At 61.1% G+C, this 25,098-nt stretch carries 20 protein-coding genes and 6 pseudogenes; 14 read left to right on the top strand and 12 right to left on the bottom strand.

Annotated features, from left to right (window positions below):
• Positions 1 to 74: 74 nt before the first annotated feature.
• Positions 75 to 1,472, bottom strand: a complete 1,398-nt coding sequence (locus BLIN9172_RS06165) for an MmgE/PrpD family protein (protein ID WP_101554266.1) — start codon at positions 1,470 to 1,472, stop codon at positions 75 to 77.
• 162 nt (positions 1,473 to 1,634) lie between these two features.
• Between BLIN9172_RS06165 and BLIN9172_RS06160 the strand changes: the two genes are divergently transcribed.
• Together BLIN9172_RS06160 and BLIN9172_RS06155 are read left to right on the top strand one after the other, a co-directional pair.
• The gene (locus BLIN9172_RS06160; RefSeq protein WP_308297940.1) at positions 1,635 to 2,741 is read left to right on the top strand and encodes a YeeE/YedE family protein; all 1,107 of its coding nucleotides are present in this window, start codon (positions 1,635 to 1,637) and stop codon (positions 2,739 to 2,741) included.
• A pseudogene (locus BLIN9172_RS06155) lies at positions 2,738 to 2,962 on the top strand (sulfurtransferase TusA family protein). The gene BLIN9172_RS06160 and the pseudogene BLIN9172_RS06155 overlap by 4 nt, the downstream one beginning before the upstream one ends.
• Before the next feature lie 31 nt (positions 2,963 to 2,993).
• Here the strand turns inward: BLIN9172_RS06155 and BLIN9172_RS18445 are convergent.
• The gene (locus tag BLIN9172_RS18445; RefSeq protein ID WP_240812020.1) at positions 2,994 to 3,380 is read right to left on the bottom strand and encodes a class II glutamine amidotransferase; all 387 of its coding nucleotides are present in this window, start codon (positions 3,378 to 3,380) and stop codon (positions 2,994 to 2,996) included.
• Positions 3,381 to 3,421: 41 nt separating this feature from the next.
• Positions 3,422 to 3,763 (bottom strand): annotated as a pseudogene (locus BLIN9172_RS18825) (class II glutamine amidotransferase); the annotation flags it as partial.
• A gap of 111 nt (positions 3,764 to 3,874) precedes the next feature.
• Between BLIN9172_RS18825 and BLIN9172_RS06140 the strand changes: the two are divergent.
• Genes BLIN9172_RS06140 through BLIN9172_RS06130 form a run of 3 tightly spaced genes read left to right on the top strand, consistent with a single transcriptional unit; the run spans position 3,875 to position 6,037 of the window.
• Positions 3,875 to 5,092, top strand: a complete 1,218-nt coding sequence (locus BLIN9172_RS06140) for a Fic family protein (protein WP_101554263.1) — start codon at positions 3,875 to 3,877, stop codon at positions 5,090 to 5,092.
• A gap of 53 nt (positions 5,093 to 5,145) precedes the next feature.
• Complete coding sequence (locus tag BLIN9172_RS06135; RefSeq protein WP_101554262.1) at positions 5,146 to 5,679, top strand: O-acetyl-ADP-ribose deacetylase; 534 nt, start codon at positions 5,146 to 5,148, stop codon at positions 5,677 to 5,679.
• Positions 5,680 to 5,683: 4 nt separating this feature from the next.
• On the top strand, positions 5,684 to 6,037 hold the full coding sequence (locus tag BLIN9172_RS06130; RefSeq protein ID WP_101554261.1) for a VOC family protein: 354 nt from the start codon (positions 5,684 to 5,686) through the stop codon (positions 6,035 to 6,037).
• An 18-nt stretch (positions 6,038 to 6,055) separates the two neighbouring features.
• On the opposite strand, the gene BLIN9172_RS06125 is transcribed toward BLIN9172_RS06130, so the two are convergent.
• Positions 6,056 to 6,307, bottom strand: a complete 252-nt coding sequence (locus BLIN9172_RS06125) for a hypothetical protein (protein ID WP_101554260.1) — start codon at positions 6,305 to 6,307, stop codon at positions 6,056 to 6,058.
• A gap of 104 nt (positions 6,308 to 6,411) precedes the next feature.
• Between BLIN9172_RS06125 and BLIN9172_RS18820 the strand changes: the two are divergent.
• Positions 6,412 to 6,516: pseudogene (locus BLIN9172_RS18820) on the top strand (hypothetical protein); the annotation flags it as partial.
• A 129-nt stretch (positions 6,517 to 6,645) separates the two neighbouring features.
• Here the strand turns inward: BLIN9172_RS18820 and BLIN9172_RS18815 are convergent.
• Positions 6,646 to 7,266: pseudogene (locus BLIN9172_RS18815) on the bottom strand (SDR family NAD(P)-dependent oxidoreductase); the annotation flags it as partial.
• 200 nt (positions 7,267 to 7,466) lie between these two features.
• Here BLIN9172_RS18815 and BLIN9172_RS06110 point away from each other — a divergent pair.
• Entirely contained in the window at positions 7,467 to 8,030 is a 564-nt protein-coding gene (locus BLIN9172_RS06110; RefSeq protein ID WP_101554259.1) for a dihydrofolate reductase family protein, read from the top strand.
• A 4-nt stretch (positions 8,031 to 8,034) separates the two neighbouring features.
• Here BLIN9172_RS06110 and BLIN9172_RS06105 read toward each other — a convergent pair.
• The 3 genes and pseudogenes from BLIN9172_RS06105 to BLIN9172_RS06095 form a co-directional block, all read right to left on the bottom strand.
• Positions 8,035 to 8,787: pseudogene (locus tag BLIN9172_RS06105) on the bottom strand (GTP pyrophosphokinase).
• Between the two features lie 197 nt (positions 8,788 to 8,984).
• Complete coding sequence (locus BLIN9172_RS17885; RefSeq protein WP_145997928.1) at positions 8,985 to 10,712, bottom strand: hypothetical protein; 1,728 nt, start codon at positions 10,710 to 10,712, stop codon at positions 8,985 to 8,987.
• Positions 10,713 to 11,044: 332 nt separating this feature from the next.
• Positions 11,045 to 14,410: a DEAD/DEAH box helicase family protein gene (locus tag BLIN9172_RS06095; RefSeq protein WP_101554257.1), complete on the bottom strand. Its 3,366-nt coding sequence runs from the start codon at positions 14,408 to 14,410 to the stop codon at positions 11,045 to 11,047.
• Positions 14,411 to 14,589: 179 nt separating this feature from the next.
• Between BLIN9172_RS06095 and BLIN9172_RS06090 the strand changes: the two genes are divergently transcribed.
• On the top strand, positions 14,590 to 15,573 hold the full coding sequence (locus tag BLIN9172_RS06090; protein WP_101554256.1) for a phospholipase D-like domain-containing protein: 984 nt from the start codon (positions 14,590 to 14,592) through the stop codon (positions 15,571 to 15,573).
• 30 nt (positions 15,574 to 15,603) lie between these two features.
• On the opposite strand, the gene BLIN9172_RS06085 is transcribed toward BLIN9172_RS06090, so the two are convergent.
• The 3 genes from BLIN9172_RS06085 to BLIN9172_RS06075 are packed head-to-tail and all read right to left on the bottom strand — an operon-like array spanning position 15,604 to position 19,159.
• Positions 15,604 to 16,545, bottom strand: a complete 942-nt coding sequence (locus BLIN9172_RS06085; protein WP_101554255.1) for a restriction endonuclease — start codon at positions 16,543 to 16,545, stop codon at positions 15,604 to 15,606.
• Positions 16,542 to 17,702: a restriction endonuclease subunit S gene (locus tag BLIN9172_RS06080; protein ID WP_101554254.1), complete on the bottom strand. Its 1,161-nt coding sequence runs from the start codon at positions 17,700 to 17,702 to the stop codon at positions 16,542 to 16,544. The genes BLIN9172_RS06085 and BLIN9172_RS06080 overlap by 4 nt, the downstream gene beginning before the upstream one ends.
• Positions 17,699 to 19,159, bottom strand: coding sequence for a type I restriction-modification system subunit M (locus BLIN9172_RS06075; RefSeq protein WP_170286879.1), 1,461 nt, complete (start codon positions 19,157 to 19,159; stop codon positions 17,699 to 17,701). The genes BLIN9172_RS06080 and BLIN9172_RS06075 overlap by 4 nt, the downstream gene beginning before the upstream one ends.
• Positions 19,160 to 19,246: 87 nt before the next feature.
• On the opposite strand from BLIN9172_RS06075, the gene BLIN9172_RS06070 reads away from it, so the two are divergent.
• Genes BLIN9172_RS06070 through BLIN9172_RS06060 form a run of 3 tightly spaced genes read left to right on the top strand, consistent with a single transcriptional unit; the run spans position 19,247 to position 20,244 of the window.
• Positions 19,247 to 19,558: a hypothetical protein gene (locus tag BLIN9172_RS06070; protein ID WP_145997927.1), complete on the top strand. Its 312-nt coding sequence runs from the start codon at positions 19,247 to 19,249 to the stop codon at positions 19,556 to 19,558.
• Positions 19,559 to 19,597: 39 nt separating this feature from the next.
• A complete protein-coding gene (locus tag BLIN9172_RS06065; RefSeq protein WP_101554252.1) occupies positions 19,598 to 19,861 on the top strand; it encodes a DUF2277 domain-containing protein in 264 nt (87 codons plus the stop codon).
• Complete coding sequence (locus BLIN9172_RS06060; RefSeq protein WP_101554251.1) at positions 19,858 to 20,244, top strand: DUF1304 domain-containing protein; 387 nt, start codon at positions 19,858 to 19,860, stop codon at positions 20,242 to 20,244. The genes BLIN9172_RS06065 and BLIN9172_RS06060 overlap by 4 nt, the downstream gene beginning before the upstream one ends.
• Position 20,245: 1 nt before the next feature.
• On the opposite strand, the gene BLIN9172_RS06055 is transcribed toward BLIN9172_RS06060, so the two are convergent.
• Positions 20,246 to 20,992 carry an IclR family transcriptional regulator gene (locus BLIN9172_RS06055; RefSeq protein ID WP_101554250.1) on the bottom strand — a complete coding sequence of 249 codons (747 nt, stop codon included), beginning with the start codon at positions 20,990 to 20,992 and terminating at the stop codon, positions 20,246 to 20,248.
• 215 nt (positions 20,993 to 21,207) lie between these two features.
• Here BLIN9172_RS06055 and BLIN9172_RS06050 point away from each other — a divergent pair.
• The 3 genes and pseudogenes from BLIN9172_RS06050 to BLIN9172_RS06040 all read left to right on the top strand — a co-directional run bounded on the left by BLIN9172_RS06050 (position 21,208) and on the right by BLIN9172_RS06040 (position 25,096).
• Positions 21,208 to 22,581: pseudogene (locus BLIN9172_RS06050) on the top strand (benzaldehyde dehydrogenase).
• Positions 22,582 to 22,609: 28 nt separating this feature from the next.
• Entirely contained in the window at positions 22,610 to 23,902 is a 1,293-nt protein-coding gene (locus BLIN9172_RS06045; RefSeq protein ID WP_101554249.1) for an MFS transporter, read from the top strand.
• A gap of 51 nt (positions 23,903 to 23,953) precedes the next feature.
• Entirely contained in the window at positions 23,954 to 25,096 is a 1,143-nt protein-coding gene (locus BLIN9172_RS06040; protein WP_101554248.1) for a PrpF domain-containing protein, read from the top strand.
• Positions 25,097 to 25,098 lie beyond the last annotated feature (2 nt).

Below are 25,098 nucleotides of genomic sequence, written 5' to 3'. Positions count from 1 at the left end.
TGTCGGCGCAGGTGCCGACGGGGTGCCGGCTTTCTGCCGGCGGCTGCCGGATCCTCCGGCGGGGTGACGCAGCCTCAGCTGCGAGTCTGGGGGATGCGTGCGAGGACCTCCGTGAGCTCACGGATCCGGTGGTTCTCGAGATCATGGACGAGTTCGGCGATCTCGTCACGCTGCTCCGCCTCGGCGAAGGGGGAGACCAGAGCGTCGAACTTCCGGCGCGCTCCCTCCCAGTCGAGCGGGTTCGTCGTGAACCCCTCGTAGTCCTCGGTGCTCGCGTGCAGCTGCGTGCCGTCGTCGAGGGTGACGACGAGGTCGGCGCACATGTGATCAGGGAAGCGGTCACTGAACTCGTCGGAGGGCGTGATCGTCACCTTGTGCATGAGATCCTGCACATCCTCGGCGGTGATCCGGTCGGGGTCGTACTGCTCCGGATTGAGCTCGCCGTCGAGGAGGACGACCGCGACCATCCACGGCAGCGAGTGATCGGCCTCCTCCTTGGTGCGGATGGTGCGTTTGTCGCCCTCCTCGCCGCCGCCGATGATCGAATAGGCGACATCGAAGGTGGTCAGCTCGACACCCGAGATGGCCTCGGCGCGGAATCCCTCCTGCCGGCGGATAGCCTGTGCGGCGTCGAGGGCCGACTGCGAGTGGATCTCGGCATTGTGCTTCTTGATGATCGTGTCGGTGACCTTCTCGAGGTCCTCGGCCGACCAATCGATCTCGAAATCGCCCGCCAGGGCCTTGAAGCCCTTGTTGCCTTCGAAGACCTCGGCCGGGCCGGTGATGCCGCGGGCGGCCAGCAGGGCATCGAAGACCCCCTCCTTCGACACGTGCGGATAGGCCAGTCCCTTCCAATGGCTGAGGTCTCCCGTCCGCGTCACCCGCAGGGCGACGTTGGCGGTGCCGGCCATGGCCGCGGCGTTGGCGATCTGCTCGGCATTCAGTCCGAGGGCCTTGGCTGCGGCGGCTCCGGCGGCGAAGGCGCCCTGCGTCGTGTGGTCGAAGCCGAGGTCGCGGACCGGGGCGACGTCCGAGAGCCGAGCGTGGATCTGATAGGCGACGGCGAAAGCCGTGAGGAAGTCCGCTCCGGAGGCGTCGGCGTGTTCGGCCGCGGCGAGCACCGCACCCATGTTGTCCGAGGGGTGGTTCGTCTCGCCCTTCGCGAGATAGGCATCCATGAAGTCGAGGTACCTGCTCAGTGCGGAGTTGAAGAAGGCCGCATGTTCGGGGCTGGCGTGACCGCCGCCGATGAGGGTGGCCCCGTGCCCGGCGTCGAGGTCCTGGATCAGTGACCTGATCTCCTTGAGCGGCTGCGCGTCGAGGGCGCCGATGGCGACGCCGATCGTGTCGAGCACGCGGATCTTGAGCTGTTCGAGTGCCGTGTCGCTGAGCATCTCCAGCGAGGCTCTGTCGACGAACTGGGCGAGTGACTGCACTTCCGTGAGTGATTGCCTTGGCTGACTGTCTGTCATGATGACCTCTCCTCTGTAGGTTAGGTTAACCTAATCATCTCCCCAAAGTATCTTGACGTCAAGATACTTTGGGGGAGACGTGCGTCACATCGTGCGCCGTTGGCCCGCTGCATTGCGGCATATGACGGTGCGACGCTGACTCGACGATGATTGTTGAGCAAAATGGAGGGCTGTTGCTCGTCTTGCATATCTGTCATCCAGAGAAAGCAGTGCCATGATCATTACTGGGCTTGTTGTCGGCCTGATCCTCGGGTTCGTCTTCCAGCGAGGTCGATTCTGCGTCACCGGGCGTTTCGCGATCTCACCCTGACGGGGAACACCCGCTGGTTCTCCGCTCTCATCGTTCTTGTCGCGGTCCACTCGATCGGCCTATTTCTGCTCAACAGCTTCGGCGTCATCACTCTCGAGGCGGAACCCTTCCCGTGGCTGGCCTCGATCGTCGGCGGACTGATCTTCGGCTGGGCCATGGTCTACGCCGGAGGCTGCGCGACCGGCACCTACTATCGAGCCGGTGAAGGCCTCGTCGGCAGCTGGTTCGCCCTCATCTTCTACGCGCTCTTCTCTGCGGTCATGAAGCTCGGTCCGCTCGCCGGCTTCACCGAAGGAATCCGGGGGATCACCCTGGACAACGGCAGTCTGCAGGCGAGCACCGGCAACAGCCCCTGGGTCTTCGTCGCCGTCATCTCCGCCGTGGCGATTTGGCTGACCGTCCACCACAAGCGGAAACTCAAGGCCCCGATGGCCACCCTGCCGCCTCGCAAAACCGGTCTGGCGCACCTGCTCACCGAGAAGCGCTGGAACCCCTTCGCCACGGCCGTGGTCATCGGCATCATCGCCACGATCGCCTGGCCGCTGTCGGCCGCCACGGGCCGCAACTCCGGTCTGGGTATCACCACCCCCTCGGCGAACCTCGCCGGATACCTCACCACGGGTGACACGCAGCTCATCGACTGGGGCGTCATGCTCGTCATCGGCATCCTCGTCGGTTCCTTCATCGCCGCCAAGGCCTCCGGTGAGTTCCGGGTGCGCGTGCCGGACAAGGGCACGATCATCAAGTCGATCATCGGCGGCATCGGCATGGGCGTCGGTGCGGCCATCGCCGGCGGCTGCATCGCCGGCAACGCGATGGTCTCGACCGCGCAGTTCGAATACCAGGGCTGGGTGTCTATGGTCTTCATGATCGTCGGCTCCGGAATCGCCGCCAAGGTCTCCATCAAACCGAAGAAGTCGCAGGCCGCAGCGCCCGCGGCGGAAAGCAGGACAGTATGAAGCAAGTACTCGAAACCGACGGCCAGGTCTGCCCCTTCCCCCTCGTCGAAGCCAAGGATGCGATGACCGGTCTCGAGGCCGGTGACGAACTCGTCATCAACTTCGACTGCACTTAGGCCACCGAGGCGATCCCGCAGTGGGCCGCAGAAAACGGCTACCCGGTCACCCACTTCGACCGCGTCACCGTCGCCAGCTGGACCATCACCGTCCAGAAAGCCTGACCGGCCTGACGGCCCCAACCCGGCCGAACGCCTACAGTCTGACGATCGTCTCCGCCCCATCGGCGACGGTCAGCCGCATGATCGTGTTCTGCTCGATGAGGCTCCACCCCTTGTGGTCGAGCCCCGAGGAGGACACGATCATTGCGTTGTCGGGAAAACGCCGCCAGCTCATTCGGTAGTAGTGATCGTGATGATCCGTCGGCAGTGGGCCCTGCAGATACGGCACCTGCGTACCCGCGGTGGCGTGGACGACGATCATCTCTGTGAGAGTGAGGAAAAGCAGATTCGTGCCCGGGTGATCGAAACCGGCCCGCAGCATCCGCACTGTCCCGACCACGGATCCGAGCAGCGACTCACCCTGCCGCAACCGCCGGAGAACGAGGGCGAAGATGATCGCCGAATCCGTCGTTCCGCCCACCTCGTCCGTCTCGGCGACGCTGACGAATTGTGCAGTTGTTCGATCGGGTGCACAGAACCGTTGTGCGCCATCGCCACACCGTCGGCGAGGAACGGGTGCGTGTTCTCCTCGAGGTCGGCCAGCCCCGTCGTCGCCATTCGCAGGTGGCAGATCCGACCTTCGCTGACATCCGTGTCCAATGCCCGGGCCAACCGGGGGTCATCCGCTCCTTCCGTGGGCGTGCGGAACCGCGCGACCGCCTCGGCGCGGGTGTCGATCCATGCCGTGCCCCATCCGTCATCGTGGACGGTCCCCATCGATTGCCATCGCCTGCACTCATCGGTCCCGATGAGATCCCCGGCCGTAGTCGGGGTGGGGGAGATGAACCCGAGCAGTCTGCACATGAGCCCTCCTTCGCGCTGACCTCAGGTGACGCTGGGACGGGCGGCGAAGTGTATAGTGGAGGCGGGATAACTAACATTTATGTACTTAAGTGTTAGTAAGGAGACATTGATATGACTGATGCTCGTGTGGATTTTCCCGTGCTCGAGCACGAAGTGCTGACATGGTCGCCGTCCAATCCGGACCTGTTCAGTCGGCGTGAGGTCGAGCGCCAGAGCGGGGACTATCGCGCCGCGGTGACACCCGCCATGGCCGAGTGGTCGATGGACGTCCCTGCGCCGCTGCTGGCCGACGTCGAGGATGCCACCAGAGAGCTTGCTCGCATGGACGGCTATGCGTCCGGTGCGCTCGGCATGGGCGTCAGTGGTCCGATGCCGTCCATTCTGCTGCGGAGCGAGAGCGCATCCAGTTCGCAGATCGAGCAGTTGACGACATCAGCGTTGCAGCTGGCCATGGCTGCCATCGATGAGTCGACGAAAGCCAATGCCGCCGCTGTGCTGGGGAATGTGCTGGCAATGCAGGCGGCCATCGGAGGCAGGGCCCCAGTGTCGACGGAGACGCTGTTGGAAATGCATCGGCTGCTGTTCTCCGAGTCGCGGTCGATGACGGAGGAGGCCGGGAGATTCCGTCGGCAGCAGGTCTGGATCGGCCCCGGCACCGGGGGCCCTCGACTCGCAGATTTCGTGCCGCCGCGGCACCAGCGAATCCCCGAGGCGATCTCCGACCTGATGACCTTCATCGGACGGGAAGATCTTCCGGTTCTCATCCAGGCTGCCGTTGCCCATGCTCAGTTCGAAACCATCCACCCCTTCACCGACGGGAACGGGCGTACGGGCAGAGCCCTCATTCATGCCATTCTCAAGGACAAAGGGCTGGTGACGGATTCAGTGGTCCCTCTGTCGGCGGGTCTGCTCAGCGATGTCGAGACATATTTCGCCGCCCTCGACGCATTCCGCTCAGGTGACGCGGGACCGATCATCGCACGATTCGCGGGGGCCGCCCGGTTTGCCGGCCTCGCCGGGAGGAAGCTCATGGACGATCTTGCTGCAACGATGGGCGGCCTGGAGGCTAAGCTCGAGGGAGTGAGGAGCGATTCGTCCGCGTGGAGACTGCTTCGCCTGCTCATCTCCCAGCCCGTTGTCAATCTGAGATTCGTCACCGAAGCGCTGTCGACGAACGATATGACCGCTTTGCGGGCGCTTGAGACGCTCCGGCAGCGAGACATTCTCCGCGAGTCGACGGGTCGACGCCGAAATCGTATCTGGCGTCAGCCCGACGTGCTCGGAGTCCTGGATTCGTTCGCCGAAGTAATCCGTCGCAGCAGCAACTGAAGGGGCGGCCGCGTCCGGTGGGCAATGTCAGTGCCGATGTCTAGACTCAAGACATGAAGATCACGGTTCTCGAAGGCGATATCACCGAGGTGGCCGTCGACGCGATCGTCAACGCCGCGAATTCGTCCCTGCTCGGTGGCGGCGGGGTCGACGGAGCCATCCACCGCGCGGCCGGTCCCGCGCTGCTCGAAGCCTGCCGCGAGGTCAGGCAGTCGACCCATGTGCGCGGTCTGCCGCCGGGCCAGGCCGTGGCAACCGCGGCGGGAGATCTGCCTGCCCGCTGGGTCATCCACACGGTCGGACCGAACCGGAACGCGGGCGAGGCGGACCCGGAGATCCTCGAGTCCTGTTTCGAATCGAGTCTCAACCTCGCCGGGGAGCTCGGTGCGACTTCGATAGCCTTCCCCGCCATCGGCGGCGGAGTCTACGGCTGGTCACCCAGAGACGTCGCGGAGGCGGCGCACTCAGTCATCGTCGACGGCCGGTCCCGCGGGCGGTGGGAATCGATCGACGAGGTCCAGTTCGTCCTCTTCAGCGATCAGATGACGAGCGTGTTCTGCCAGATCTTCGACCACGATCAGTGGTGATGCCATGAAGGTCAACAGGATCATCCCGGACATCGCGGTCGACGACATCGACGCCGTGCGGGAGTTCTATTCGGGTTTCCTCGGGCTGAGCAGTGAGGAATTCAACCTCGGCTGGGTCGAACGCTTCACCTCCCCGGATACCGGTGCCAGCGTGCAGGTGCTCACCGGCGATGAGACCGGGCAGACGAATCCCGTGGCCTCGGTGCTCGTCGAGGACGTCGACGCTGCCTTCGCCGACGCCCAGGAGCAGGGCATCGAGATCATCCACCCGCTCACCCACGAAGAATGGGGAGTGCGGCGCTTCTTCGTCCGCGCACCCGACGGCAACGTGTTCAACATCGTCGCGCACCCGGAGTGAACCCATGTGGGGCAGTGTTCACGCAGCCTTGCGCCGCACTCTGTGCACGACCGCCAACGTCAGCGCGGCGATAGCGCTGCCGGCGGCGATGAGTAGCGGAATCCCGGAGACGATGGCCTCGACGACATACTCGGGGCCGGACTGCAGGATCGGGCCGACGATCTTGATGAGGAGGAATCCGAGGACGCCGATGAACAGGAACAGCGCCGTCCTCTTGCCGAGAACCACCGGCAGGGTCTTCGAATGCTGATAGGTCTGTGTCGTGCTCATGGTCGATCACCTTGTGTTGTCGTCCACGGTCCAAACCTTTTGGGCTGTGCCTGCCACGCTACGCCTGCAAACAGAGTGTGCACTGGGTGCTCTGAGGACGTTCGATGGGAATAGCCGCCGGTCAGCGCAGCGCGACCGAGACTCTCTGGGATCATCCGCATCTGAACCTGCCGTACATGTATCACTGCCACATGCTGCCGCACGAAGACGAGGGCATGATGGGCCAGTTCGTCGTCATCGAGCGAGGTCAGGAGGCAGAAGTCGGAGTGCCGGCCGGGCACGACCTTTGCGATCTCTTCCGGGGTGCCGAGGCGGCCAAGGGGGTGCTTGGCCTTGAGGCCTTCGATCACCTCGGCATCGAGGCTCGATTCGAGCAGGGGAGTCGTGATGTAACCGGGGCCGACGGCGTTGATGCGCAGACCTTCAGCGCCGTATTCGGCGGCGGCGTTCTTCGTGATGCCGACGACGCCGTGCTTGGCTGCGGTGTAAGCGCCGTTGTTGATCGCGGCGACGGTTCCGTGAACCGAAGCCATATTGACGATGGCGGAGTCCTTCGCACCGGACTCGAGCATGGCCGGGATCTGGAAACGCATTCCGTAGAGCACGCCGTTGAGGTTGACGTCGATGACCTTGTCCCAGGAGTCGAGGTCGGTCTCGCCGACTGGCACCTGCTTGCCGCCGATGCCTGCGTTATTCACAGCGAAGTTGAGTCCACCGTAGGTGTCAACGGCGAACTGAACGACCTTCTCCGAATCCTCCTTCGAGGACGTGTCCTGCTGGATCGCCGAGGCGGTCCCTCCGGCTTCGGCGATCTCATCGGCGACGCGTTGCGCGGCGTCGACATTGATGTCGGTGATGACCACCTTCGCGCCCTTGGAAGCGAGGTCCTTGGAGATCGCCTCTCCGAGTCCGGAGCCTCCGCCGGTGACGAGTGCGACCTTGTTCGTGAAATCTGCCATGATGACGACCTGCTTTCTCGAAAATATTCGGGGTCCAGCTGACGTGGCCCTCATCAGGCATAACGATGAAATTCCGGAGAGCATTCCACTGACTGCGGGGCTGCTTGATTGCGTCAAGCATTGATTGAGGCGCTCAACAGTGGTTGACTAATTGCAATCTGCAATCACTAGAGCCGATTACGCCAGCTCGAGGGGGAGTAATGGGAAAAGTGGCATGGGGTTTCACGTGTTCGATCGACGGGTTCATCGCCGGGCCTGGCCATGACATGTCGTGGCTGGGCGAAACCGCGGAGCCCGCCGAAGGCACCACGGAAGACATGGCATCGAAGGTCGCCGTCATCATCTCCGGTCGGCGCGGCTATGACGCGGCCAAGGCGCAGGCCGACATCCGCGATGAGATGACAGCCGAACCCTACGGAGGGGCATGGTCGGGGACGGAAATCATCCTCACCCATCGTCCCGAGGAATTGGCCGCAGACGCCTCGGTGACGGCGCTGAACTGCACCATCACCGAGGCGGTCGAACGGGCCCAGCGGATCGCCGGTGACCGCGACATCCAGATCATCAGCGCTGATATCGCCCGGCAGGCACTCGAGGTCGACCTCATCGACGAACTCCAGGTCTACGTCGCCCCGGTCTTCCTCGGTGACGGAACACGGATCTTCGATGTCCCCGGTGGGCGACGCCTCGATTGGGAGCTCGCCGCGATCGACGAGGCGAATCCGCTCAGCTTCGGCCGCACCTACCGGCCCAAGAGGGACTGAGAGCTCAGCCCTCCCGCCGGCCGAGGTCCCAAAGGACCCGCAGGGCCTCCTCGTCGAATTCCTCCCCGGAATCGATGTCGGGAGCGCCCTCACGAACCTCGGAGTGGAGCTGCTCCATCCTCCTCCGGTCGAGCTGATCGGAGGCGTCGGCCGCCTCGGTGAGTTCGTCGATGAGGCGATCGGGGACGTCGCCGTCGAACTTGTAGTGGATCTTGTGCTCGAGGCTGGCCCAGAAATCCATCGCGATCGTCCGGATCTGCACTTCGCAGATGACTGGAACCGGTCCGCCGCGGAGGAATACGGGCACTTCGAGGATCGCGTGCAGGCTGCGTTAGCCGTTGGACTTCGGGCGGGCGATGTAGTCCTTGATCTCCACGACCCGGATGTCGTCCTGAGCGGTGAGCAGCTCGAGCACATGATAGGTGTCGGCGATGAAGCTGCAGGTGATCCGGATGCCGGCGATGTCCGTGATCTTCTCGCGGATGACTTCCGTGTCGAGCGGCAGACCCCGACGATGCACCTTCTCCAGCAGGCTGCGCGGTGACTTCACCCGCGATGAGATGTGCTCGATCGGGTTGTAGCTGTGGGCAAAGACCGATTCCTCGCGGAGGATCGACAGCTTCGTGAGCACCTCATCGACGACGAAGCGATGGTGCATGAGCATCCTCGAGAAATCCAGCCGCAGCTGACGGATACCCTCGATCTGCTGCGGTGTCAGAGCAGTCTCTGCTGGCGTTATCTCTCTCCCGATGTCCATAGTTCGATCAGTCTATCGAGCCGGATCACCGTGTGGACGTCAGAGGATTGCTGTTGGCATCCAACCAGTGCTTGTTGTTAAATTGAGATTCGGTTCGGTTAACGGTCCGGCGGGATCCAATAGGAGGAGAGCGCCGAGTTTTGGTGAGAGTCGGAGATCGCTGTTATCTCCGGCCGTCCTCGAAGGGATGCCACTGGTCACAACTGGGCTCGGGACTGACAATCTCGCCAATGGTCGGTAATCGTCGGAACTTTCTTAAATTCAAGCTCCGGGTTTCGAGGCGGTCCGACCATGATCCGGAGATTAGGAACTAGACGGTAAGCGGGAAGCCTTTCCCCGAAAAGGATGCCTTGCACACTGCGGGTTCGCTCAATTTGTAATGTGATGTATGCCGCGGAGTCAGGCGATTTGGCATCCAGTATTACGCGCGCAATGCTGGTCGGCAACTCCGCGACTAATGTCTCTGGGTTCAGAACAGATCTGGCCCAGCCTTCGTCTGGAGCGTGCTCCAGGGCAGCGATGAATCCATCCGCAGAGCGGATCACGAGAATTATCTCGCAATTAAGGGGTTTTTCCTTCCATCCAGTTTGCTTGGCTCTTAAGCAGTTGAGATGCTGCGCGATCCAATTTTGAGAGCAAGCGTGCCAATCAGGCTCGCTTACCATTTCTTGGAGGTTCCGGACACGTCGAGTCCAGCGGTTTCTCTTCTCCAAACCCTGATTCCCCGCCAGTAAGACCGCAGTCCTGGTAAATCGATTCAAGTTACGTTGATTGGTTAGACGATCAACGAGTTCCGTCACCAGCCCATAGGTCGTTTCGAAAGCGGCCTGTACCTCAGGGTCTGAGGGTATAAGACCACCGTGAACCACATCGTTTCGCAGGTTTGCGACACGCTGAGCCCAGTCGTGTAAAGGGCCGGGCTGCGATAAGTCCCAGTTGCCTCCCAAGAACGACGAGAACTCGGACTTCACCCGCGCTTGAATGCCAGCCAATTCGTCCCACTGCTCGGCAATGTCGTCAGGCAACATACACTTTTCCCAATGCAGCAGTTGCAACAGCGTGTTGAATAGCGATTCTGCCGCGGTTGCGGTCATCACAACTGCTGATCGATTCAGCCCCCGGTTGAACGCTGACGTTGCCTCTTGCATTGTCATGAGAAACTCATCTAGCGGCCCATCCCGATCTGCCACATCGAAATCATCGAGTGTATTTAGCGTACGTGCTAGTCTTTCTGACTGAATAGCAGCGGTACGCGAACGGTTTTTGACGAATCCTGCACGGAGAATGTTATCGCTGTCACCTGGTTGAAGAACATAAGGGATCTGAGGATCAAGAATCTTAGACCCGAACAGATGAACTGTATTTCTCGCCAGTTTGTATGAGGCTTGCGACCATCTCGAAACGATCTGAATCGCTTCCTCGAGTGAGGCTTCTAGAACACGTTCAGAAACAAGTTCGGCCGTGCGTAGATAGTTGTAATAGACAAAACTATTGCGGAGCTCTGGCCGTAGCATGACCAAGGTGTTCAAGTGAATTGACACGACGAAGACGGAGGCTTCAAGGCTTTCCTTCTCGTGTAGCCGACCGAGATTCGGTGCATGCCTGATGTCAGAACCAAATTCTTCAGCGGCGAGTCTGGCCGTCGCGGACTGACTCACCGGTATAGTAGTCTCTCGGTATTCAACTTCGGCTCTAATTAACCCGAGTTCGTTCAATGGGCGCCGTTGCTCACCAGTTGCAGGGTCCTTCAGAATTCTAGGGTGGGCAGACGTTAATAATTCTGCTAGTTCAGGGTTTAGAACCTGTACGTCGAGGAGCTTCTTCGGCATGTGCAGTGATTGCTCGATAGCCAAGTACAGAGTCAAGACCAATTCGTCTGGCTCGTTAAGTACCTCGGTGCCGTCGTCAAGCTCTTTCCAACTCACAAGTATCACACTAGGCGTGCAGGAAGGTGAGCACCAACCAGCTGGGTGATTCTATCCAAATGTGATGGGTTTCGGATCAACAAGTACGACTGGGCAACTCTGGGACAGCCTATTTGGCCGGGTGGGATATTGGAGTTGGCTGGCAATGTGGGATAAGGGATTCGTTCCGTTACCTCAGGGAATGCAGAGTTACCAGGGTCGGCCCTGCTGGTCTGAGGACTTGGCGCGTCCGTGTCGGCTCACGGGCACCACACCGGTTTGACCAGTACGACCCTGAGTCGGTGTTCCAATTACACTCCATTGTGTGCCTCCTGTGACGGTGACAAATGATCCTAAGCTGTGGGTTTGGCCTCGATCGGTTGTGCACGATGCCTGACCTCGTCGAGTCGAGCTCCGATCGTTGCAAGATCACCGTTGGGGAAGAGCTCGAAGACATCGCCGGAGTAGATATCGGTGTACGGCTCCTCGAACAGGCGACCGCGTTCGACGATGCCATTGCGGGAGAGTTCGTCGATGATCTGGCGGACGAACTCGATCTGGATCGAAGAGAAACGAGACTCGTCGAGGTATTCGCTGAACAGTTCGAGAGCCGCCTGCCGATCGAGTCCGACGAGAGAACGGAGGAATAGCCCCAATCCGTGTGCCTTCTCGGCGGCCTTCTCGATCGTCTCGTCGTCTCCGATTCCTCCGGCAATCAGGATCCCTTTGAGATCGTCGAGATCGGTATCGGTGAGTTGGTGGTTGCGGACGAGCTTGCGCACTGCCAGGTGATCAAGGTGAGCGTTGAGGTGCGCTCGCGCCTTCTCCGTGAATCGTTCGAGGTCGACGCCGGTGGTCTGGTAGGCAAGAGCGGTCGGTTCGGACTCTCTCAGCTCGTCGACGAAGTTCGAGTAGATCGGGTTCTGTCGTCGGCCCTTCGCGAATTTCGCGAGCCCGCGCAGCCTGACACGAGCGTTTTCCAACATGCCGAGGGTGACGTCCTGCCACCATTCTTCGCCAGCGACTCCTGTGAGCAGTTCTGCCTCAGCGGCGACCATCGGGATCGACTGCTTGGTCAGCAGCACTTCGGCGATCATCTGTACAGTCTTGCTCGCCTGGGTGTCGAACTTGCCTTCGAGCGCTGCCAACTGTGAGTGCAAGATAAGCAGGTCGAAGCGTTTGGCTTCTTCCGAAGCGTCGATATCGGACGATGGGAGACCGCCGAGGTGGCCGGCCGCTTCGGCGATGTCTGCATCGTCCGCGTCCGCCCAGGCCGAAGGCGTGGAGAAATCGTCGACCCATCGGCGATGTTGGCGGACTGCGAAGTTGTCCCGTGGGATTCCTGCGGAGAATCGGGCGAGCTCTTCAGCCACTGCGGTGCGAACATCATCATGCCCGCGAGCAGCGCTCAGCAGCTGTGCACGATCGTCTACGAGGCGGTGGCTGAGCGGACGGGCTTGTCGGGCTTCCGGGGCGTCGAAATGTTCGCTGAAGTATTCGAAGTTCCCGCAGAAGTCGAAGACGAAGAACTCGGCTTTGTCGTGACCGGGACCGAATACGTCAGGTGCCAGGCGGGTTCCGCGGCCGATCATCTGCCAGAACTTGCTCTTCGAACGTACCTTTTTGAACAGGACGAGGTTGAGCACGTCGGGGATGTCGACACCGGTGTCGAGCATGTCCACGGAGATCGCGATCTGCGGCATAGCCGCGGGATCTTTGAACGATTCGATGAGGTGCTGTGCGCTGTCGGTCTGGTGGGTGACGACGCGGGCAAATCGCCCAGCGTAGGCGGGGTAGTGGTGGTCGAATCGCTTCTGGATGAACTCCGCGTGACGCTGGTTCTGCGCGAAGATGATCGTCTTGCCGAGCTTGTCACCGCTTTCGACTTTGAGCCCGTCGGACATCAGCCGTTCGAGAACAAGGTCGACGGTGTTCTCATTGAACAGATACGAGTTCAAAGCGGAGGCATGGATATCGTCGGGGATCTCGCCCGCTTCCCACTCGAGAGAGTCCCATTCCTCCCGTTCCTCATCATCAAGATCGTCGTAGCGGATGCCTTCGTCGAGGAACCGGGTCCCGAGGTTGAATTCCTTCGGGGGAGTGAGATATCCGTCGGCGATAGCTTCGTCGAGTGTGTAGGCGGCGGTAGGGACGCCGTTTTCGATGTGGAAGAGTTCGAAGGTATTGCGGTCGATCTCATCCTTCGGTGTGGCGGTGAGCCCAAGCAGTAGGCTGTCGAACCAGTCGAAGATCGCGTGATATTTCCGGTACACCGAGCGGTGGGCCTCGTCGATGATGACGAGGTCGAAGTAGCCGGGGCCGAACACGGTGTCATCACCTTGATCGATCAGCCCCATCATCGTCGGATAGGTCGAGGTGAAGACCCGCCCCGAGGCGGCCTCCCGTTCGGCTGCGTCGAGCAGATTGACGGTGGTGACGTGTGGCAGGTGAGCCTTGAACGCGTCGGTCGCCTGCTTCACGAGGGTTCGTCGGTCGGCGAGGAAGAGGACACGTTTGACCCAGTTGGCTTTCATCAGCTGATCGACGAGAGCAACGGCTGTACGCGTTTTGCCCGAGCCGGTGGCCATGACGAGAAGGGCCTCGCGTTGTTTCGCGCCGAAGGCTTCGTCGACAGCGGCGATGACGCTCTTCTGGTAGCTGCGGCCGGCAATGTCGGGGTTGATCGGTCGGCCGGTGAGAGCCAGTCTGGTGGTTCGGCGTTGGATGAGCAGTTCGAGCTCGTCCCGAGTGTAGAAGCCGCCGACGACCCGCGGCGGGTAGTTGCCGAAGTCGTCCCACAAGTGGTGTTCGTCGCCGTTGGAGTAGAAGATCACTGGGCGTTGGGCAAAGAGCTCTTCGAGTCCGTCTGCGTACATCTCGGCTTGGCGCCGTCCGGCCTCGACACTCGCCGAGGTGCGCTTTGCCTCGACCACGGCAAGCGGCTTGCCGTTCGTGCCCCACAGGACATAGTCGGCAAAACCGGCACCTGACGTTGTGGGAAGTCCAGTGATCCGGTATTCCCGGACGTTGGGCTCGTCGAGGTCCCAACCAGCAGCCTTGAGGTCGGCATCGATGAGATCTGTTCTGGTGCGGTCTTCGTTCCAGTCCTGGCTGTCCAGGGAGCTGTCTTTGGCCGCCTGTGCCTCGGCGATTTGGCGTTGGAGCTCGGCGATCTCTGCGTCCTTTTCGGACGTGACGCGTTTGAGGTCGCTCTTCGCCTGTGCGAGTTCAGCATCTTGGGTGCGGAACTTCTCGACGAGAGTGGTCAGTTCCTTCGGGCTCAGCGGTGCCGAACGTCGGGCGAGTTCGGGATCGAACTGCGTTCCCGCGGGGACGTCATCGGGAATGCGTGAGTGGTTGAATGCCGCCCAGATGACGATGAGGTAGAGCTCGTTGAGAGCTTTGATGGAGGCGTTTGCGTCGACAGGGGTGTCTTTGTGAACTGCGGTGTTGCCGAGGTTGCGAATGAGGTTGAGCTTCTGGTGGATGACATGGCCCGCGACGGATTTGAACTCGGAGTCGTTGATGCGTGCGCTGAGGTCATCTCGGTACGGGGTGGGGATGTCGAGAACGGTGTAGAGGTGTGTGACGAGCTGTTCGATGCTGCGGCGAGCATAAATGCAGGCAGTGCGTGGATCGGAGAAGACGTACGATTCGGCTCGGGCACAATCAGAGAACACCGAGGGCCACTCGGTCCTGATGAACCCGAAGTTCGACATCTCTCCTCCTGCGCGTCACTGCCGCGAGAATTTACCTGTGCTCACAACCTATACTGCCAGGTGAAACCGCCTTTGGCGGTGTTGGATGCGGAAATCGTGTACAGCGATTTCAGGTTGCGGGAAGAAAGAACTTCGCCTGATTCGGCACCAGTAGTTGTTCACAGTGGTTGAATGTGGCCATGGGTACAAAGGTGCACGGACTCCATCCATGGGACGAGCTGACGCGAGTCTCGAAACTCCAGGGGCCGCGTTATGCGGCGTTCGCCTTCATCGGTGCAGATGCTCCGGACATGCTTGCTCTGGAATACGGAGATGTCCTCGTGTGCAATGCAAGTGAAGGCGCTATTAGAAACGGGGTAACGAATCCCCTGGCCTTGAGAGAGTTCGCGGATCGGGGAGTTCAGCTTTTCAGCTGCGCCTCATTGCACGCCAAGATTCTGGCAGTGAGAAACTCGGCCGCAGTCGGCTCAGCGAATGCCTCGCGCAGTTCAAGTCTGTCGTTGGAGGCTGTGGTGGTCTCAAATGACCGGGCGTTCATCAGCGACGCCCGTAGCCTGGTCAGGCAAGCGATTGAGGCCGGGACCGAGATCAATGACGAGTACCTGACGACAGCTGCCACGTGGATGCCAGATGATCACTACCGGCCGCCTGAGATTGTCGGAGTCACTACTCCGCCAGCACGCGAGGACGTGTTCCTTCCTGAACCAGGAGGCCGTTATTGGTTGGCGGTTGAGTGGCAGGAAGAATACTCCGCAGAGGAAGATTCCGTGGCTAGGTCGATTCGCAGCTCCAAGGAGGCTCGCCCGTTCAAGACGAGGTTCGAGCTCGACACCTACCTGGTTGGATCGGATGCGCGGGCAGAAGCTGGCGACGTGTTTGTCCTCGTAAACATGAATGACGAAGGACAGCTGGTCCGGGTTTGGGAACCTGCAAAGGTGGTCGCCTCCCGCCAGGTCCCAGGAAAGAACTCGAGCACTATGTACCTGCTTCGATACAACCGTAGACATGAGGAGAACGCAGTCTCGGACATTGACTTCGCCTTGGGTGAGATCCAGGCGCAGACCGGGAAAGATCTTCGACAGTGGGACCACGATGAGGCAGTCGAACTCAGTGATGCTCAGGGCACCGAACTCATCGCTGCGTTGTGGGAAGAGCGCATCTGAAATTGTTCCTCACCCTGAACATGCTCGGTGCTATTCGAAGTAGTCCTCATCGAGTTTGACGACGTTGATCGTCTGCTGGATTTGTACGCCGACTCCAAATCGAATCATCAGGTCGGCAAGACGCGGACCATCGATGAGGATGACTCTTGTGCTGACTGAATTCGCATAGGACTTCGCGCCTGAGCTGAATTTCGCTGTTGTGATGAACAGGCCTCGATCGGCTTGGACGCCATGCAGTGCACCGACGAAGGCCTGAATATCGGGACGAGACACAGAGGAATCGAGGCTGTAGCGCTTGGCTTGAATGTAGACCCGATTGAGTCCGAGTGCGTCTTGATCGACGACTCCGTCGATTCCGCCATCATTCGTCAGCTGAGTTCTAGCGGCAACTCCGTCCGCGCCTGCATAACCCATGGCGACAACGAGGTCGACGACGGTCTGTTCGAAGAAGTTGGGTTCGTTCTGGTGGAGCCGGATCAGCAGCTCGTCAGCGACAGCAGTGTGGATGCGTTTGAGGCCAGCCTGGATCTGCTCGTTCGGGTCGAGTTCGGTGTCGGTCTCACCAGGCGTGTCTTCTGTAGGCGTCGTGTCCGAGGCTCTGACTGATGGGGTATAGGGAACTAGACCCGAATGATGGCCCTTAGCAGAATCAATAAAGTTTTCGGCTTCCTTTTCGGAGAAGCCGTTCGGGAATGTTTTGAGGAGTGCTCGGCCCCCATTAGTGATGACGTATGAACCTCGTGATGGTCTGGACAGGGCGTTTGTCCTCGCGAGGAATGACATACCCCATCCGATTCGGTTCATATATTTCGGCTGTCCAGATCCAAGAAGCTCTGATGTCTGTTCTGCTGACAAGCCGGCGTCCTTGGCTACTAAAGGATGTGTCTCGCGTCGAGTTCGGACTTCACCATCCGAGAAGACACGGAGAACGGACACCATGAACTCGTCCCAGGTGGGCATCGGCTTTGTCATAGTTCACCTCGGAATGCTCGGGACTGGAGCGACGAAAACGATTGATCGGCTAACTCCAATGCCCGTTCGTGCTCCGCAATTTGGATGCGAACTTGTTGGCTCAGTTTTGTGAATTCGCGTTGGAAGATTATAGGGGGGAGCGGTATCGGAACTTTGCTCAACTGAGTTTTGTTAATGGATGCTATTCCAGTTGTTTGTTTAGCCGATCGCAAGAAGTATGCTTTTGCGGGCCAAGATGCGATGTATGCTGAAAGGAATTCGACCTCGAGGTTGGAGTCTTTTGGTAGTCGGATGCGGAAAATATGATTCTGGTGGAGGCAAACAGGAAGCTCATCTCTCCATATAGTGCCACGTCCGAGCTTATCCGGGTCGCCGCCTTCAGTTAGTACTAAATCGTCGCCTTGTAGCTTGTACTTCTCAAGTTCTTCATCGGAAACTTCAATCGACTTGAGATTCGTTAGGTCGAGCTTTCCATCTTGGACATTGGCCACTGCCAAGTAAGGTGCAGATTGGGTGAGGGCGGAGGACGTCTTACGCCCTTTGGTGATCCCGGAAGAAATCTCGCTGATCGAGCCCAACGGTGCTGATTCCCACTGACGATCTTGTAGGAATCGATCACGGAAGATTGACTGGGTGAGGGTGTCCAGGTGAGCAATTGCTTGGCGGCGCTTTTGGCGGATGGCGTCGGCTTTGTCGAGGATTGCGGCGATGCGGCGTTGTTCGTCGAGGGGTGGGAGTGGGACCGGAAGCTCCGACAGCGTCTTCTTGTTCAAAGTTCGGCCCATAGCTGCACGGTTGGCACCTTCCTCTAGGCTGAGGCTCTCCAAGTATCTGAGGAGGTAACGGGCGTCAAGAGTGGAGGGGTATTTGATCGGTAACGCTGCAATTGCTTCATTCGTGTACAGCGGTATTCCTGCAATTGAGACTTTTCCGATTGACAGTTTGAAACTGATTAGAACCGTTCCAGGCTGGACGAGTTTTCCTGCATGCGCGCCCTCTTCGGTGATGCCTTCCTTGGTTCTTGTTATGAGTAGGCCTTGATTGAGGTCCGAAATTGATGCCCAAGGATTCGACCCGCCCCAGTATCGAGGGTCCGAGCGAGGAGGTGTCCTACCGATTTGAACATTGCAGATCTCACCCAGCGGAACCGTGCTCATGACAGCATCGCCTTGAGGTCGGCGAGGTCCTGGGCGATCTCGGCGTCGAGTTCTTCGATGTCGGCGATGATGTCGAGCGGGGCGCGATGCTCGACCTCTTCGTACTCGATCTCCTTATAGCGGTTGATCGAGAGGTCATAGCCTTGCTCGGAGATCTCCGCTTTGGGTACGATGAATGACTTCTCAGTCCGCGACCGGTCCTTTTCTGCACCCGACCGCTCAGCCCAGCGTTCAAGCACCTCCGGCAGGTCATTGGCTTCAATCGGGTTCCGTTTGTCATCAAGGCTGAACCCGTCAGCCTGGACGTCATAGAACCAGACATCCTCGGTGCCACCTGAATTCGTCTTGGTGAAGAACAGGATCGCGGTCGACACTCCAGCGTAGGGCTTGAAGACGCCGCTGGGGAGCTTAACGACACCGTCGAGTTTCTGATCCTCAACGAGCATCCGCCGCAGCTCTTTATGCGCCTTCGACGAACCGAACAGCACGCCATCGGGCACGATGACCGCTGCTCGGCCGCCCGGCTTAAGGAGTTTGAGGAAGAGCGCGATGAAGAGGAGCTCGGTTTTCTTCGTCTTGACGACCTTCTGTAGGTCCTTGGCGGTCGCTTCGTAGTCCAGCGACCCGGCAAAAGGCGGGTTCGCGAGAATCAGCGTGTACTTCTCCGCTTCTGAGCTGACGCTTTCCGACAGCGAATCACGGTACCGAATGTCAGGATGCTCGACTCCGTGGAGGAGCATGTTCATGCTTCCGATGCGGAGCATCGTCGAATCGAAGTCATAACCGTGGAACATGCTGTTATGGAAGAACTGACGCTGTTCTTTGTTCGTAAAAACTTCAGGATGTGCTTCCCGCAGATGCTCGGACGCAGCGACGAGGAACCCGGCGGTACCGCAGGCAGGGTCGCAGATCTCATCATCGGGCCGAGGCGACGTCATCTTCACCATGAGTTCGATGATGTGCCGCGGTGTGCGAAACTGCCCGTTCGTTCCCGAGCTGGCCAGCTGAGAGAGCAGGTACTCATACAGATCGCCGTTGGTGTCGCGCTTGTCCATCGGAATGTCGCTGAGCAGATCGACGACGTTGGAGAGAAGATGCGGGCTGGGAATCGTGAATCGAGCATTCTTCATGTGCTCGCCATATGTTGACTCCTCACCACCGAGCTCGCGCAGGAAGGGAAAGACTCCATCGGCGACGACCTCGAACATCACTTCGGGATCGAGGTTCTTCAGCTCGCGCCAGCGGAAATCCTGCTGGCTAGGCCCAAACGTCCGGCTCTCAAACGGTTGCCCCGTGAACTCGGCCCGGCTCTCGCCCTGGGTTTCAAGCTCGTCGAGCCGACGAAGGAACAGCAAGTAGGTGATCTGTTCGATCACCTCTAGCGGGTTCGAAATTCCCCCGGTCCAGAACGTATCCCAGACCTTGTCTACCTTGCTCTTCACGTCTCCTGTAATCACAGTCCTGAGCATATCCAACGAGATGGACATGGCCGGAATCTGGTTGGCAAGGCATCCATGTGAGTGCGGCAACTTAGTGTGTCGACCATGAACACGCCAACCAGTGACATGATGTCCGCATTCAAGCACAAACTGTTCGCCAACTCCGTCGCTAACGCTCTTGAAAAACAGCGTCCTGATCTCAGTGATCAGGTTGTTCAGGTCGACGAACCGACTGTCGGCGTCCAGATCAAGCTGCCACGCGACCGCAGCGTCATGCTTGGGTGGGCGAGACACAACAACGTCGCGCAATGGGTGATCGCCACCCCGGAACCAGCATTGATCAGCCTGAAAAGCGGAGAGACCGCTGACGACATCGCCACAAGAATGATCGAGGTTCATACTGCTTTCGCGGACTGACGTCTGTTCTGCGTCAGTGCCGCGGAGTACCGTTTTGGCATGTGCAGAAACATCAGAACACTCCATAATTTCGAGCCCGCAACCACTTCCGACGAAGTCCACGCCGCCGCCCTGCAGTACGTGCGCAAGATCGCCGGCACGACGAAACCCTCGCAGGCCAATGCCGAGGCCTTCGACGCCGCGGTCGAGGAGATCGCGCACACCACTCAGCACCTCCTTGATGCGCTCGTGACGAATGCGCCGCCGAAGAACCGTGAAATCGAGGCCGAGAAGCGGCGAGCGAGATTCGCGGCCCGCGCATGATGATCGCCGGACTCGTCCTCGCCGGCCTTGCCGCCGCCCTGCACGTCTTCATCTTCTACCTGGAATCCATCGCCTGGACGAGTCCACGTGCCCGCGCCACCTTCGGCACCACCGAAGCCGAGGCCGAGGCGACGAAGTCCCTGGCCTTCAACCAAGGCTTCTACAACCTCTTCCTCGCCCTCGCCGTGTTCATCGGCCTCATCGTCTTCGGCACAGGCGCTGCCGAAGTCGGACTCACCCTCGTCTTCGTCGGGGCCGGTTCGATGGTCGCCGCGGCTCTGGTGCTCGCACTCTCAAGCCGTGAGCTGCTCGCCTCCGCGCTCAAGCAGGGGACGCTGCCGCTGCTCGGTGTGCTCTGCCTGATTCTCGGAGTGCTGATCTGACTCACAGATCCTGCGTGATCCTCGCCGAGGCGGTCCGCAGAACTCGCATGATCGCAGGCACGCCTTTCCGGTGCTCCGAATCGATGACGACGCCGAGCCCGGCGATCGCGGCCCCGCCGGCGTCGAAGACGGGAACCGTGATGCCTGTCGTGCCCTCATCGATATGGCCAGACAGTTCGGCGAAATGGTGAGACCGGATCGAGGTGAACATCGTGCGCAGAGCCGCCGGATCCGTCGTCGTCTTCTCCGTGATCGCGGACAGGGGTCCGCGCAGATACGCCTCGCGCACATGTTTGGGTGCATACGCCAGCAGCACGAGCCCACACGAAGACGCATGTGCCGGCAGTCGACCGGCAGTCTTCGAGCGGTGGACGACCGCATTGGGCGCCGACATGCGCTCGATGATGAGCACCTCGCGTTCGCGCAGGATGCCCAGCTGTGTGTTCTCGCCGACGAACTCATGCACGCCCATCATGTGCGGCCTGGCCACCGAAGCCAGACCAACGGCATCGGAGGCGCGGTTCGACAGCTCCCACATTCCGACTCCGATCCGGATGCGGCCGTTGGGGTCGCGTTGGAGCAGATCGTGACGCATCATCTCACCGATGAGCCGGTAGGCCGTCGACTTCGGCAGTTCGGAACGCTCGGCGATCTCGTCGGTGCTCAGGCTCTGATGATCCGGGTCGAAGGATGCGAGCACACGCACCAGTCGATCGATCATCGAGTCGCCGGAAGGAGAGTTCGCCATGCCTCGGATTCTAGCGGCTCTCAGTTGAAATTCTCAATGAATAGGATCACTGTGGATTCGGGTGGTGCGGGTCACTACTCTGACGAGAGGTGCACCACAGTCCCGCCCCGACAAAGAAGTGAGGACAGACAATGACTGATTTTCTGGGAACCGACTGGCGCGAGAAGATCTTCACCGGTACCTGGACCGCAGGCTAGGGAGGGACCTACGACGTCATCGAACCGGCCACCGGTGAGACTCTCGGCCGTCTCGGTGCCGCCAGCGCCGACGACGTCCACACCGCCGCCACGCGAGCCGTTGCTGCACAGAAGGAATGGGCGAAGACCACCCCGGCCGAACGGGCCGCAGTGCTGCGCCGCGCCGGTGCCCTATGGGCCGAACATGCCGATGAGCTCGCCGGCTGGATCATCCGCGAAGCCGGCTCCATCCCTGCGAAGGCCGCACTCGAGATCTCCTCCGCTGAAGCCATCTGCTATGAATCCTCCGCGCTGCCCAGCCACCCCAAGGGCCAGGTGCTGACCTCGAACGAACCCCGCTGGTCCTTCGCCCGCCGGGTGCCCGCCGGAGTCGTCTCCGTCATCGCTCCGTTCAACTTCCCCCTCATCCTCGCCATGCGCTCGGTCGCCCCGGCCCTGGCCCTGGGCAACGCGGTCCTGCTCAAGCCGGACCCGCGCACCGCCGTGTGCGCCGGAGTGGCGATCGCGAAGGTCTTCGCCGAGGCGGGCCTGCCCGAAGGACTGCTCCAGGTCCTGCCCGGCGGCCTCGACGCCGGTGAAGCCGTCGTCGCCGCACCCGAGGTCTCCGTCATCTCCTTCACCGGATCCACCGCGGCCGGACGCAAGGTCGGCGAAGCCGCCGGTCGCCTCCTCAAGCGCTGCCACCTCGAACTCGGTGGAAACAATGCGCTCGTCGTCCTTCCCGGTGCCGAGGTCGGTCCGGCCACCTCGGCGGGGGCCTTCGGATCGTGGATGCACCAAGGCCAGATCTGCATGACCACCGGCCGCCACCTTGTCCACGACTCCATCTATGACGAGTACGTCGAATAGCTGGCCGAACGCGCTCGCAACCTGCCGGTCGGCAACCCTGCCACCGAGGAGGTCGCGATCGGACCGATCATCGACGAGAAACAGCGCACCCACGTCCGTGACATCCTCGACAAGGCCACCGCCGACGGTGCGAGGCTCGTCGCCGGAGGACCGGGCGAAGGCGCCTTCATCCCACCGACGGTGCTCACCGACCTGAGCCCCTCGAACCCGGCCTGGGCCCAGGAGATCTTCGGACCCGTCGCACCCGTCGCCCGCTTCTCCACCCTGGAGGAGGCGGCCGCAATGGTCAACGACAGTGAATACGGGCTCTCGCTCGGCATCCTCGGCGATGTGGGGATGGCCATGGAACTCGCCGACCTCGTCGACACCGGGAAGATCCACATCAACGAACAGACCGTCTCCGACGAAGCCAACGTCCCCTTCGGCGGGACGAAGGACTCCGGCAACGGATCACGATTCGGCGGGGCCGAGGCGAATATCGAAGCCTTCACCGAAACCCAATGGGTGACGATGCGCTCGTCCATCGCGCCGTACCCGTTCTGACCGACACCACACCACCTCGGAGACATCGATGTCCGCAACCTCCCCATCCGCTTCCACGACCGGCTTCGCCTCGGCGGGCCGCTGGCCGGCCGTCCTGTGCTGGCTGGCCGTCGCTTTGGAAGGCTTCGACCTCGTCGTCCTCGGCGCAGTCATCCCCGAGCTGCTGGCCACCGAGGCCCTCGGATTCACCCCCGAGGCGGCCACGATGGTGGCCACCCTCAGCCTCGTCGGCGTCGGCCTCGGCGCCGTGTCCGTCGGCCCCGTCGTCGACCGGATCGGACGCCGGTGGACGATCATCGGCTGCGTCATCGGCTTCAGCGTCTTCACCCTGCTCGTCGCGTTCGCCCCGAACGTCGCACTGTTCACCACCTACCGGTTCATCGCCGGACTCTTCCTCGGTGCCGTGATGCCCAGTGCGCTCGCCTACATCAGCGAGTACAACAAGTCCGGCAAGACGGGCAAGGCCACGACCCTGACGATGACCGGCTACCACGCCGGTGCAGTGGCGATCTCCCTGCTCGCCGTCGCCTACTCCCACAACTGGCACCTGCTCTTCCTCGTCGGAGGCATCGCGGGCCTCGTCATGGTTCCCCTTCTGATCTGGAAGCTGCCCGAATCCGAGGTGTTCCTCATCGCTCAGGAACTCAAACGCAACCCGGCGGCCGCGCAGGCGAAGGACGCAGACGCCGCCGATCCGGCCGGCACTGTCGACGGCACTGTCGACGCACAGGCGAAGACCGGAATGGCCGGACTCTTCTCAGGCAAGCTCGCGCTGGTGACCATCGGCGTGTGGGCGGCGAGCTTCATGGGCCTGCTGCTCGTCTACGGACTCAACACCTGGCTGCCGAAGATCATGGCCGACGCCGGCTACGAGGTCTCTGATTCGCTGGTCATGCTCTTCGTCATGAACATCGGCGCCGTCGTCGGGCTCGTCCTGGCCGGCTGGTTGGCCGATAGGCACGGGACGAAGAAGATCGTGCTCATGTGGTTCGTCCTCGCCGCGATCTTCCTCGCCGCACTGTCGATCCCGATGACCAGCCAGGTCCTGCTCAATATCGCCGTGTTCATCACCGGAGTCTTCGTCTTCTCCGCCCAGGTGCTCGTCTACGCCTTCGTCTCGTCCGTCTACCCGCCTCAGGCCCGCGGCACCGCGCTGGGCATGGCCTCGGGAATCGGGCGGATCGGTGCCATCGTCGGCCCCTTCATCACCGGTGCCCTCGTCACCGCAGGCATCGCCTACCCGTGGGGCTTCTACCTCTTCGCCGTCGTCGCTATGTTCGGCTTCGCGGCCATGGCGATCGTGCCGAGATCCGTACGCTGAGTCCGCTGGCATCCGTGCAGTGACGTCAGTGGGGTTCGCTACGCTGAGTCCATGACTCGGTGGATCGATGCCACGTTCGTTCGCGGCGGCACAAGCAAAGGACTGTTCTTCAGCGAATCCGCGCTGCCGTCGCTGAACGCGGACCGGGATACAGCGGTTTGGGACCGGCTCTTCACCTCGGCGATGGGCTCGCCCGATCCGTTCGGCCGTCAGCTCGACGGAATGGGCGGGGGAGTCTCTTCTCTGTCCAAGATCGTCGTCGTGGCCGCCTCGGCGAGGGACGGGGTCGACCTCGACTACACGTTCGGTCAGGTCTCCGTCACCGAGGCGGCCGTCGACTACTCCGGCAACTGCGGAAATCTGTCATCCGGGGTCGTGCCCTTCGCCCTCTCGGCAGGGCTGATCTCCGCCGCCGATGGATGGCACGTCTTTCGGCTGCTCAATACGAACACGCAGAAACTCGTCGACGTCGGACTGCGCGTCGTCGACGGGCAGGCCGAGGTTGCGGGCGATCTGGTGCTGCCCGGAGTCAGCGGAACGGGTGCGCCGGTCGAGCTCATCTACCCCGACCCGGCCGGCAGCCGCACCGTCGGGCTCCTGCCGACAGGGAAGGCCGCTGAGTCCATCACTGCAGGTGGGGCGATGTTCGAGGTCAGCCTCGTCGACGCCACCCTGCCCGTCGTCATCGTTCCGGGTGCTGCGATCGGACTCAAGGGCACCGAATCGCCGGAGGAGATCGACGCGAACGTGCATGCGATGGGCATGATCGAGCAGCTGCGCCGCAACGCCGCCGTGCGGATGGGACTATGTGAGTCACCGGAGGAAGCGCCGGATGTCGTGCCGAAGGTCGCCGTGGTCACCGCCCCAGAGCCCACACGACTGCTCGACGGAACGACCCTGGCCGCCGAGGAGGCCGACCTGCCCGTGCGAATGATCTCCATGGGGCAGACACACAACGCCGTGCCCGGAACCGGAGCCATGTGCCTGGCCGCGGCCGCGCAGATCCCGGATACGATCATCAACCGCATCATCCGACGCTCCCGGCCCGGGGCTGTCGGGCCGGAAGTGCGGCTGGCTACCCCTTCGGGCGTCGTCACGGCCGGTGCCGTCTTCGATGCGGACACGGTGACGGCCACCTCCCTCTTCCGCACTGCGCGAGTGCTCATGCGAGGGCAGGTGGCCGTCACCGACTAGGT

It is taken from the genome of Brevibacterium linens ATCC 9172 (genome assembly GCF_900169165.1).
Taxonomy (GTDB): domain Bacteria; phylum Actinomycetota; class Actinomycetes; order Actinomycetales; family Brevibacteriaceae; genus Brevibacterium; species Brevibacterium linens.
This window is presented reverse-complemented; position numbering and strand designations above follow the sequence as displayed.